At 64.4% G+C, this 10,574-nt stretch carries 7 protein-coding genes and 1 pseudogene; 7 read left to right on the top strand and 1 reads right to left on the bottom strand.

Annotated elements, in window-relative coordinates; all coding sequences use genetic code 11:
* Nucleotides 1-329 precede the first annotated feature (329 nt).
* Both ABB25_RS14950 and ABB25_RS13900 read left to right on the top strand, forming a co-directional pair.
* Nucleotides 330-872, top strand: coding sequence for a hypothetical protein (locus tag ABB25_RS14950; RefSeq protein ID WP_244477836.1), 543 nt, complete (start codon nt 330-332; stop codon nt 870-872).
* Nucleotides 769-1,974 (top strand): annotated as a pseudogene (locus ABB25_RS13900) (ISL3 family transposase). The gene ABB25_RS14950 and the pseudogene ABB25_RS13900 overlap by 104 nt, the downstream one beginning before the upstream one ends.
* Before the next feature lie 8 nt (nt 1,975-1,982).
* Here the strand turns inward: ABB25_RS13900 and ABB25_RS13895 are convergent.
* On the bottom strand, nt 1,983-2,891 hold the full coding sequence (locus ABB25_RS13895) for a LysR family transcriptional regulator (protein ID WP_057667840.1): 909 nt from the start codon (nt 2,889-2,891) through the stop codon (nt 1,983-1,985).
* Nucleotides 2,892-3,007: 116 nt separating this feature from the next.
* Between ABB25_RS13895 and ABB25_RS13890 the strand changes: the two genes are divergently transcribed.
* The 5 genes from ABB25_RS13890 to ABB25_RS13870 all read left to right on the top strand — a co-directional run bounded on the left by ABB25_RS13890 (nt 3,008) and on the right by ABB25_RS13870 (nt 10,085).
* A complete protein-coding gene (locus tag ABB25_RS13890) occupies nt 3,008-4,471 on the top strand; it encodes an MFS transporter (protein ID WP_083488366.1) in 1,464 nt (487 codons plus the stop codon).
* Between the two features lie 9 nt (nt 4,472-4,480).
* Nucleotides 4,481-5,644, top strand: a complete 1,164-nt coding sequence (locus tag ABB25_RS13885) for a class I SAM-dependent methyltransferase (RefSeq protein ID WP_057667835.1) — start codon at nt 4,481-4,483, stop codon at nt 5,642-5,644.
* Complete coding sequence (locus ABB25_RS13880; RefSeq protein WP_057667833.1) at nt 5,641-5,979, top strand: hypothetical protein; 339 nt, start codon at nt 5,641-5,643, stop codon at nt 5,977-5,979. The genes ABB25_RS13885 and ABB25_RS13880 overlap by 4 nt, the downstream gene beginning before the upstream one ends.
* Nucleotides 5,980-6,041: 62 nt before the next feature.
* A complete protein-coding gene (locus ABB25_RS13875) occupies nt 6,042-7,460 on the top strand; it encodes an FAD-dependent oxidoreductase (RefSeq protein ID WP_160319447.1) in 1,419 nt (472 codons plus the stop codon).
* Between the two features lie 174 nt (nt 7,461-7,634).
* Nucleotides 7,635-10,085 carry a TonB-dependent receptor gene (locus ABB25_RS13870; RefSeq protein WP_160319446.1) on the top strand — a complete coding sequence of 817 codons (2,451 nt, stop codon included), beginning with the start codon at nt 7,635-7,637 and terminating at the stop codon, nt 10,083-10,085.
* The last annotated feature ends 489 nt before the right edge of the window (nt 10,086-10,574 follow it).

Below are 10,574 nucleotides of genomic sequence, written 5' to 3'. Positions count from 1 at the left end.
TGGCCCGCGGCTGGTTCGATGCCGACGGACAGCCGCTGGTGCAGCACAGCCTGCACTGCATGCAGGCGCAGCCGGACACACCGCTGCAGCACTGCCTGCGTCAGGCCAGCCTGCCCGCCCCGCTGCCAACCACCGCGGGCGACCCTGCGGGCAGTTGATCCCGGTTCGCAGGACGGCGGACAAAGGCGACCACCCCGGCACATCATCACCCCACCGGTTGCACCACACGGCTGCCCGCCGCAGGCAACACTTGACCGGAATCACAATCTGACATCCAGCCACTGGGATAGATTCGGTGTCGGATCCCGTGTACTGACAAGGAGTGGTCAATGCCCCATCCAATCCCGTTATGGCTGTCCCTCAGCCTGAGTGCGGCGTTGCTGCTGGCAGCAGCCAGCAGCCAGGCGCAGCCCTCACCTGGCTACAACCGCTTCCTCAGCCCGGAGGTCAATGCCGCGCTGGCTGACCCGCAACTGCCAGTGCGCAAGTACCGTGATGAGTACAGTAAGCATGGCAGTGGATGGACCAAGCGCTTTGAAACCTGCATCAGTCAGCCCGCCCCTGACCTGAGCGATCCACGCCGCCAGTGCATCGCAGAGGAAATCATCAACCAGCTTCGCGTTACGGGGGACTACCATCAGTCGCTGCTGGGGACGGCCAAGGAAAGGTTCTTCTCCCAACTGAGGGGAGAGAGGCGCACGGCCGACCGGGCAGAATTGTTGTTCTCGAGGCAACAAGCTGGGGCCGGCCGTGGCCGACGGGGATTGTATTGCGCAACTGGGTGGCTGGGCGGGATATCGGGTGGCGGGCTGGCGGCACGAGCCACGCGCAGCTCGTCGCTGGCTGATCTTGGAGCTGACGCCAGCACCTGACCAGGTTCGCTGCTGTAGCGGCTGCGGCGAGGCGGTTGAGGCGATTCACGACCGCACGGTGCGCCGGATCCGCGACCTGTCGTTGTTCGAGGATCCGGTGGAGCTGGAGGTCGAGCGGTTGCGGCTGGCCTGTCCACGCTGCGGCCCGCGGCTGGAGCAGTTGGACTGGCTGGAGCGGTACGCCCGGGTGACCCGGCGGCTGGCCGACAGCGTGGCCCGGCTGTGTACGGCAACCTCGGTGAGGTATGCCGCCCACTGGCACGACATCGACTGGAAGACGGCCAAGGCGATCGACTTCCGGACGTTGGAGCGCCGCATGGGGCCAATTGACCTGGACGGCGTACGCCGGATTGCGATGGATGAGTTCGCGATCCAGAAGGGCCATCGCTACGCCACGGTCGTGGTCGACGTGGAGCGCAAGCGGGTGCTGTGGGTGGGCCGTGGCCGCAGCCGCGCCGAGGTGCGGCCATTCTTCTAACTGCTCGGGCCCGAGCGCTGCGCCCAGGTCCAAGCCGTGGCGATGGACATGAACACGGCTTACGACCTGGAGGTCCGGCAGCACTGTCCGGATGCCCGTGTGGTCTACGACCTGTTCCACGTAATCGCCAAGTACGGTCGCGAGGTGATCAGCCGGGTGCGGGTGGATGCAGCCAATCAGCTGCGCCACGACAGGCCGGCACGCCGGGTGGTCAAGCGTTCGCACTGGCTGTTGCTGCGCAACCCGGGGAACCTGAAGGACAACGAGCAGATCCGGCTGGCCGAGGTGCTGGAAGCCAACCAGTCGCTGATGGGGGTCTATGTGATGAAGGAACAGCTCAAGGCGCTATGGAACGTGCCGACGGCCTGGGCCTGGCGCAGGGCCTGGAAGCAGTGGCTGCGCCACGCCCGGGAGAGCGGTATCCCGGCCTTGATGCACTTTGCAAAATGCCTGCGCCCCTACTGGCGCGGCATCCTCAGCCGGGTCCGCTGGCCGATGCACACCGGCCTGGTCGAAGGCATCAACAACCGGATCAAGGTCATCAAGCGCATCGCCTACGGCTACCGCGATGACGCCTACTTCTTCCTCAAAATCCGCGCTGCGTTCCCCGGAATTGGGAGATGAACCTTTTTTTATTGCCCTTTCCGGTTACCGAGCTCAAGACGCAGCTCGTCCAGATACGCCGCAGCGCCGGGCGACAACGAGCGCGAGGCCATCCAGCTTGCGCCCTTCTCCTGCGGCCACTCGAAACCTGGCACCGGCAGCACCTGCATCAAGCCCTTGGCGATCTCCTCGGCGAAACAGCCGACCGGCAGAATCGCCAGGTAATCGTGTTCAAGCAGCGCGGCCATCATTGCCACGATGGAGGTGGTCTGCAGCACTGGCTCCGGCGGGGCGACCCCGTGGCGGACGAACGCCTCGCTCCAGCCCGGCAGGAACGCATCAAACGGCCCCGCACCGGCCCAAGGATACGCCGCCAGCTGCGACCACTGCACCTGTTCGCGCCCGGCCAGCGGATGCGAGCGCCGGCAAACGGCGCGGAAGCGGTCGCTGATCAGGCTCTCGTGGGCAATGCGTTGGTCACCCATGTTGGCAGGCAACTGGCTCAGGATCATGTCCACCGATCCGTCGATGACCGACGCCACATCACCGGTGTAACTGCCCATCGTGACATTCAGGCGGAATCCCGGATAGCGCTTGCGCAGCGATTCCAGCGCATTGATGACCGGCCGCAACGGGAAGGTGGCGCCCAGCACCAGTTTGACCTGTGCGGTATTGAGGTCGGCAATGCTGCGCAGCTCGCGCAACAGGCGCTGATGCTCGTTGGCGTGCGTTTTCCAGGAGTGGTAGACCGCCTTGCCGAAAACAGTGGCCGTCATCGGCTTGGTCTGGCGGTCGAGCAGGGTTGCACCCACGTCTTCTTCCAGCCGTCGCACCGCCATGCTGATGGCCGGCTGGGTTACGTGCAGCGACGCGGCGGCCTGTGCAAATCCCCCTTGTTCAACGACGGCGGCGAAGTAGCGGAGGCGTCTGGCGTCCATGTTTCCGGAGCAAAAATTATTTATGGACAGATAAAAATTTAAGTATTGTATTTACCAAAGTTTGTCCGGACAATCAAGAAGAACCCATCAGCTCCACCGAGCGAGAGGCCTACTTCATGACCGTTCCAGCAACACGCGCGTTACCGATCCACACCAAGTTGTTCTTCAGCCTCGGTTGGCCGGTCGAATACATCGTGCTGCGCTCGCTGGAGTTGTTTGTCCTGTTCTATTACACACAGGTGCTGGGCCTGCCCGGCTCGCTGGCGGGCCTGGCCTTGTTCATCGCGATGCTGGTGGACGCCTTCGCCGACCCGGCGATCGGCTCGTACTCGGACAACCTGCGCAACTCGCGTTTCGGGCGACGGCATACGCTGATGTTCCTGGCACCAGTGCCCCTGGGTCTGGCGCTGGTGGCCGTGTTCATGCCACCGGCCGACATCGGCCAGTGGGCCCTGTTCGCATGGCTGACGGTCAGCACCATCGCGGTGCGCTTCCTGTGCGGTCTGTACATCGTTCCTTACTCGGCGCAGCTGGCCGAGCTGACCCGCGACCCGGCCGAGCGCGCCTCGCTGCAGCTGTACAAGTCGGTGGCGCAGACGCTGTTTGATTCGGCCATGCTGGCCGTGGCATTCAACCTGTTCTTTGCCAAGAAGCCCGACGGCTCCGGCGGGCAGACCGATCCATCCACTTACCTGCCCTTTGCCATCACGCTCGGTACCGCGCTGGTGATCACCACCACCTTGTCGGCACTGGGTACGCGGCAGCGGATGCTGAAGATCGAGCGCGAAACGGTAGGCGATACCCCGGCATATACCGGCAACCATCTCTCCCCGGCCCGCATCCTCGGCGCATGGCGTAAGGTGCTGTTCGGCCGCGCCAACCTGCGTGCACTGATCATTGGCGCCTTGCTTACCGCCACCGCCACCTCGGTGATGCGCTCGCTGGCATCGCATCTGGGTGTGTTCTTCTGGGACCTGACCCCCGAACAGATCGGCTACTGGCAGCAGGCAGCGATTCCCGGATTCTTCGTCGGCATGATCATCGCCCGGGTGTTCGCCAAGCGCCTGGAACTGATCCGCATGGTGCTGGTGAGCCTGATCCTGATCATCGGCGCGGTGACGGTGCTGCCCGCCCTGAAGCTGCTGGGCGTGATTGCTCCGGGCGACCTGCTGTTCAAGATCCTGTTGTCGAGCAACTTCATCATGGGCATTGGCTCGGGCATGTTGATGCTGCTGGCCGGTCTGGTCTGCGCCGAAGCCGCCGACGAGGACGAGTTCGTCACCGGTCTGGCCGCGCAGGGCTTCCTGTTCGGCTTCGTCTTCCTGGCCACCAAGATGGGCAGTGCGCTGGGCAAGCTGCTGTCGGGCACCGCGCTGGATGTCATCGGCTTCCCCAAGGGCGCCACCTCCATTCCAGCCGATGTCGTCGACACGCTGGCATGGACCCTGGTGGGCTCGGTCGCGGTGCTGGGCGGCGTTTCCTACTACTTCTGGTCGCGCTTCCACCTTCCCAAGAAGCGTCACCAGGAAATCCTGCAGGAACTGCAGGCCCGTCGCGACGCCAACATTCCGGCCACCTGAGGCATAGCCATGACCACTTCCCACACCGACATGAAGGTGCGTGACGTCGCCCACCCGATGCTGGCGCAGCTTGAGCCGGAAGACGGCAGCCGCCAGCGGGCCGTGGTGCTGATGCGCCGCATCCTGTCCTCCAAGGTGCGCAGCCAGAACCATCGCCTGCTGGCTGAAACCGGCGCGCCCACCTTCCAGGCCCGCCACGGCCGGCCGCCGGAATCGCTGGCCGATATCGAAGAGTCGCTGTTTGATGTGCCGGCCTATCGGATGTGGAGCGCGGCTAACCGCGCCGTGCAGGAGATGTTGTGGATGTCGGTGGGCGAGCCGATCTTCCGCGACCAGGCGCGGATTGAAGCCGCCGCCAAGGCACTGAGCGAGGCGCCCGACAAGCGCGGTTCGCTGCATCTGGACCCCGGCTACGATCCGTCCCCGGAAGTGGCCGAGGTCGACATCCACCTGCAACCAGGCGGCTACGCGCTGGCCCGCAGCCCCACCGATGTCACCGCCGGCGCACTGTATGAAACCGGTGGCAACGTGTTTTCGTTCTCGGTGGGCGGGCGCCGCGATGACAGCAAGGCCGCAGCCATCTCGCGGCTGATCGAGCAGGAATATCCCGGCTTTGTGCCCCGCCGCATTCTCGACCTGGGCTGTTCGGCAGGCGCCGCCTCTGCCGCGTATGCCTGGCGCTACCCCGATGCCGAGGTACATGCACTGGATATCGGCGCCGGCATGCTACGTTATGCCCATGCCCGTGCCGAGTCCCTGGGCGTGGCCGTGCACTTCCATCAGATGGATGCCTCCCGGCTGGCGTTTGCCGATGCCAGTTTTGACCTGGTGGTCTCGCACAACGTGCTGCACGAGATGAGCGATCAGACCCGGCAGGCCATGATTGCCGAGTCCATGCGCGTGCTGCGCCCCGGCGGCCTGCTGATCTACCAGGACGTCAATGTGCGGTCCATCACCGACCCGGTGGTCAAGGCCGACATCGTCTGGGAGAAGCATTTCAACGGCGAACGCTTCTGGCTGGCCTACAGCAATGCCGACCTGTGCGCGGACCTGCTGGCCGGCGGCTTCCCGTCAGAGCAGATCCGCGAACACGAGATTCCCGCCGTGGCCGGTGCACTGCGCTGGTACGTCATTGCCGCCCGCAAGCCTGAAACCCAAGGAACCCCCGCATGACCTCCGCCGCCGATGCCGTGCTTGCACTGCTCAACACCGCGCGCGGGCAACGCCCGTACAGCATGGAAAACCAGGAAACCGAGCAGTGCTTTGCGGTGACGCTGGCACTGGCCGTGGAACTGATCGCCACCAATGACCGCGTGGACCGCCTGGAGCGCCAGCTGGCCGAGCTGAGCGGCAAACCGCTGCACGAGGTCCGCCGCAGCGGCAGCGATGCCGTAGCCGAACAGGAGCGCCTTGCCGCCAACGAGGCCACCCTGCTGCGCACCCTGCGCGTGCTGGTGGACCCCCGCCCGGCCGTGGACCAGCGACCGCACATGCGAGCCGCGGGCTAGCGCGTACCGCTGCCGGCCATGGCGGCCAACCCAATACCGCAACGACGCAACAGGGGATCGAAGTGACGCGTAGATGGGATGTAATCGTGGTGGGAGGCGGCTCGTCGGGGCTGCCCCTGGCCTTGTTTGCCGCACAACGCGGTGCCGATGTACTGCTGCTGGATCACGCCAGCGAACTGGGTGGCACGCTCTGGGTCGCCTCCGGGCAGATGAGCGCCGCCGGCACCCGCCTGCAGCAGCAGAAGGGCATTGCCGACTCGCCTGACGAGCACTATGCCGATGTGATGCGCATCAGCCGTGGCACTGCCGATCCCACCCTGGTGCGGCTGGCGGTGGACCACGCCGCCGACACCTTTGACTGGCTGGAGGACGTGGGCTTTCGCGCCCTGCCCGATCACCCGGTAGCCGGCAATGCCCACGAGGCGTATCTCAAGGACCGCTACTACTGGGGCGAAAAGGGCGGGCACAGCGTGCGCGAAACCCTGGTGCCGCTGGTGATGGAACAGGTGGCTGCCGGGCGCATCACGCTGCATCTGCAACACGAGGTCACCGAACTGGTACAGGACGATGATGGCGCCATTACCGGTGTGGTGGCGCGCGATGCCCAGGGCACGCTGCACACGTTCCCGGGCCGCTTCACCACGCTGACCTGTGGTGGCTACGCCGCCAACCCGGCGCTGTTTGAACAGCTCAATGGCTACCCGCAGTACACCGCACAGCCCTACCCCTTTGCCCGCGGCGCCGGTATCGCGCTGGGGCTGGCCGCCGGCGGCTATCTGCGCGGGCATGAGAACGTCTACAATAACTTCGGCAGCCTGTTGAACAGCGACCAGTTCCCATGCCAGCTGGCTGGCCGGGTGATCACCTACCCGGAGATGCGCCAGCCGTGGGAGGTTTACGTCAATGCCGAGGCCAAGCGCTTCATCCGCGAGGACATTCCCAGCGTGGATGCGCGCGAGATGGCCCTTTCGGTACAGACCGGGCGACGCTTCTGGATCGTGTTCGACCAGCACATCCTCGATAACGCACCTCCCATCCTGCTCAACTGGAGCCGCGAGCAACTGCAGCAGGCCTTCGCCGAGGGCGGGCCGGCCTTCCTCAGCGCACCCACGCTGGATGCGCTTGCCGATGCCGCCGGGCTTGATCCTGACGCACTGCAGACCACCATCGACGGCTACAACTACGGCGTGGACACCGGCAGCGATTTCTTCGGCCGCCAGCATCTGCCTGCGCGGGTGGAACAAGGCCCGTTCTATGCACTGCGCATGCAGGGCTCGGCCACCTCGTCAGCGGTGGGCCTGGCCGTCAATGCGCAGCTGCAGGTCATCCGCGCTGACGGCACGCCCATTCCCAACCTTTACGCCGCAGGTGAACTGCTGGGTGCCGGCCAGACCATGGGCAAGGCCGCCTGCGGCGGAATGATGGTGACCCCTGCACTGACCTTCGGCCGCCTGCTGGGCAGCCGGATTCTCCCGCTGTAACCCCGCTTTCGGGGCTGTTTCACGCGTCGCAGGCGGGGATGCCTGCGGCGCCGGTCTTCCGAAAAGTCCGACCCGCTCCGGAGGCCGATGCAAGTCGCTCCATCACGAACGGCGTACGACTGCTTCACCTACGCCACCTCTGCCATTGCTGTCCCTCAGAACGAGAACGACAACATGAAGAATTTCAAACCTGATCTGCTCTGCGCTTCCATCTCCATGGCACTGATGCTGGCTTCCGGCCATGCCTTTGCCCAACAGGCCACCACCAGTGAGGACGCCGCTGTCACCCAGCTGGAGTCCATCGAGGTCACTGCCCGAGGCGTCAAGGAAACCCTGCAGAAGGCCCCCCTGGCCATCTCGGTGATGTCCGAGAAGGTCATCGAGGAAAAAGGCCTGGTCGACATCCGCGACATCGCCAACATGACCCCTGGCTTCTCGGTGTCGCCCACCTTCGGCCGTACCAATGAAGTGCCGGTGATCCGCGGCATGTCCAACATCACCCAGGCCACCACCGCCGAGGTGCAGTACAACGCCTCGTTGTTCATTGATGGCATCTACGTGGGCGGTGACATTTCCGCCTATGGCCTGGACAACGTGCAGCGCGTGGAAGTGCTGCGTGGCCCGCAGGCCGCCGCCTTTGGCCGCAGCACCTTTGCCGGTGCCATCAACTACATCACCCACCGCCCGGGCAGCGTGGCCGGTGGCAAGCTCACCCTGGGCTTTGGCAACCATGGCCAACAGAAGGTGGGCCTGTACTACTCCGGCGGCAGCGAAGACGGTAGTTTCGGTTACGAGCTGGGTTACAACCAGCGTGGCTACGACAGCCTCTACTACAACGCTACCTCCGGCAAGAAGGACCTCGGTGGCACCGATACACAGGGCTTCATGGGTGCGGTGGCGTGGGCACCCACTGACAACCTGGACATCGTCTTCCGGGTAGCCCGCCAGGAAACCGAGGACGACCACGTCGCCATTTCCATGCTCGGTTCGGCCAACAACAACTGCTACCTGCCTACGCCCACCGCAGATCCCACCGACCCGGCGAACTACATGGTGTCGCGCACCAAGGGCTACTACTGCGGCGACCTGCCGCTGCCCGCACAGTGGAAGATCAACACCCCCGGCTTTGATGCCATCGGCCGCAAGGCCGGGCTGGAGAGCGAATCCACGCGCTACAGCCTGAAGGTGGACTACAACCTGCCCGCCGGCTGGCTGCTTAGCTCCACCACCGGCTACAACCGCCAAAACCGCTATTCCGGTTTTGACCAGAGCTACGAAGGCATCCACAACTACGTGCTTTCCAGCGGCTTTGTGATTCCCGGGGCGCTGGGCAGCTTCAACTACGTCCAATCCAAGGACATCTCGCAGGGCCTGCGCCTGAGCAGTGACCAGAGCAAGGACCTGGCGGGCCTGTTTGGCGTGTACTACTACAAGTTCGAAGGCCTGCCCGGCTACACCGGCACCCTGTCCTCACCCAATTCCACGCCGGTCATCCCCGGCAACGTCACCGAGAACCGTGCCGTGTATGGCCAGATCCGCTGGCACATCAACGACCGCTGGACCACCTCGCTGGAAGCCCGCTACGCCGAGGACGAACTCACCCTGGACGGCAGCAGCACCGTGACCCTGGGCGGCGCCGGCGGCGGCACCTTCACCAACAAGTACACCGCCTCGGCCACGTATACCAGCTTCACCCCGCGCTGGACGCTGAGCTACCAGGCGGCCGAGAACGTCAACCTGTTTGCGCTGTTCTCCAAGGGCAACAAGCCCGGCGGCTTCAACACCTTTGTGTACTACGCCGGCCTGACCGACGCCGCCCGCGCCGAACTGATGGCCGATGGCTTCAGCAAGGTGCAGGAAGAAGAGGTCACCAACTTCGAGCTGGGCATCAAGAGCGACTGGCTGGACAACCGTCTGCGCCTGAACGCCAACATCTATCAGATGGACTGGGACAACCAGGGGCTGAGCCTGGCGGCCTCGGCCATGCAGTGGAACGGCGTGCCGTACAACACCACCTACACCGTCAACGTGGGTGAAACCCGCATCCGCGGGTTCGAGCTGGAAAGCCAATGGATGTTTGCCCCGGGCTGGATGGCTGGTCTGGTGTATGCCTTCACCGATTCGGAAATCCAGAAGTTCCTCAACCAGGACCAGGCCGACCTGGTGTCCGATGCCGCCAACCCCAACCCGAACATGAACTCCGAGTTCGGCAGCCTGGCCGGCAAGAAGTCACCGCTGGTGCCACGCCACAAGGCCACCGCCAGCCTGGCCTACAACGGTGAGTTCTCCAATGGCTGGGGCTACAGCGCCAACTGGGACACCACCTACCAGGGCGCGCGCTACCTGCAGGTGCACAACCTGGCCAGGCTGGGCGCCAGCACCATCAGCAACTTCCGTTTCAGCGTGACGCCCAACGATGCCTGGCGCATCACCGCCTACGTCAACAACGTGTTCGAGGACCAGACCGCTGCCGGTGGCATCCGCTACCTGAGCTTCTCGGCCCCGTACATCAACGTACCGACCGTGGCCCCGGCTGTCGGCCGCCAGTTCGTGCAGCAACGCGACTTCGGTGTGACCGCCCCGATGCCGCGCATGTATGGCATCGAAGGGACCTACCGCTTCTGAGCAAACAGGTGCTGGCCCCGCGGGGCCAGCACCTTGCCTTGGTTGTCACGCCCGGCACAACGCCATCGAGGCCACCCGGTCTTGGCAGACAGGACCTGCTCGGCAAGCCGGCATGTCAGAGCAGACAGATCGCCTGTTCGCACCTGCGCTTCAGGAGGGGTAGCGCGCCAGAATGATTGAGCACGATGTCACCGGCATGATGACGGCGACAAACGCCAGTACGCGCCGCTTACCACTATCTCAGTGCTGCTCCAGCAGATTGACACGGCAGCGCATGGTCGAAGCAGATTCTTCCCATGCAGATGGCTTGATGATCCCCGTCCTGGCTTCTCACCCGGCTTGAACGGCGGGTGCGTTATCAATTCACGCACTTCAATACTTCAGGGGGTTCTACCCCGAAATCACGGACTGTTTGGAAAGGGCTGAAAACTTCTGATCCTGTTTGACCCGTCGCCGTCGCATCCTGGGGTTGTGGCGGCGCTCGATGTA

Source organism: Stenotrophomonas koreensis (assembly GCF_001431525.1).
GTDB lineage: Bacteria > Pseudomonadota > Gammaproteobacteria > Xanthomonadales > Xanthomonadaceae > Stenotrophomonas > Stenotrophomonas koreensis.
The sequence above is the reverse complement of the archived record's forward strand: the minus strand, read 5'-3'. Positions and strand labels throughout refer to the sequence as shown.

Excerpts from the sequence above, each read along its gene's own strand:
- ABB25_RS13890 (WP_083488366.1), top strand. The coding sequence starts at position 3,008 with ATGACCGTTCCAGCAACACGCGCGTTACCGATCCACACCAAGTTGTTC.
- ABB25_RS13895 (WP_057667840.1), bottom strand. The coding sequence starts at position 2,891 with ATGGACGCCAGACGCCTCCGCTACTTCGCCGCCGTCGTTGAACAAGGG.
- ABB25_RS13885 (WP_057667835.1), top strand. The coding sequence starts at position 4,481 with ATGACCACTTCCCACACCGACATGAAGGTGCGTGACGTCGCCCACCCG.
- ABB25_RS14950 (WP_244477836.1), top strand. The coding sequence starts at position 330 with ATGCCCCATCCAATCCCGTTATGGCTGTCCCTCAGCCTGAGTGCGGCG.
- ABB25_RS13870 (WP_160319446.1), top strand. The coding sequence starts at position 7,635 with ATGAAGAATTTCAAACCTGATCTGCTCTGCGCTTCCATCTCCATGGCA.
- ABB25_RS13880 (WP_057667833.1), top strand. The coding sequence starts at position 5,641 with ATGACCTCCGCCGCCGATGCCGTGCTTGCACTGCTCAACACCGCGCGC.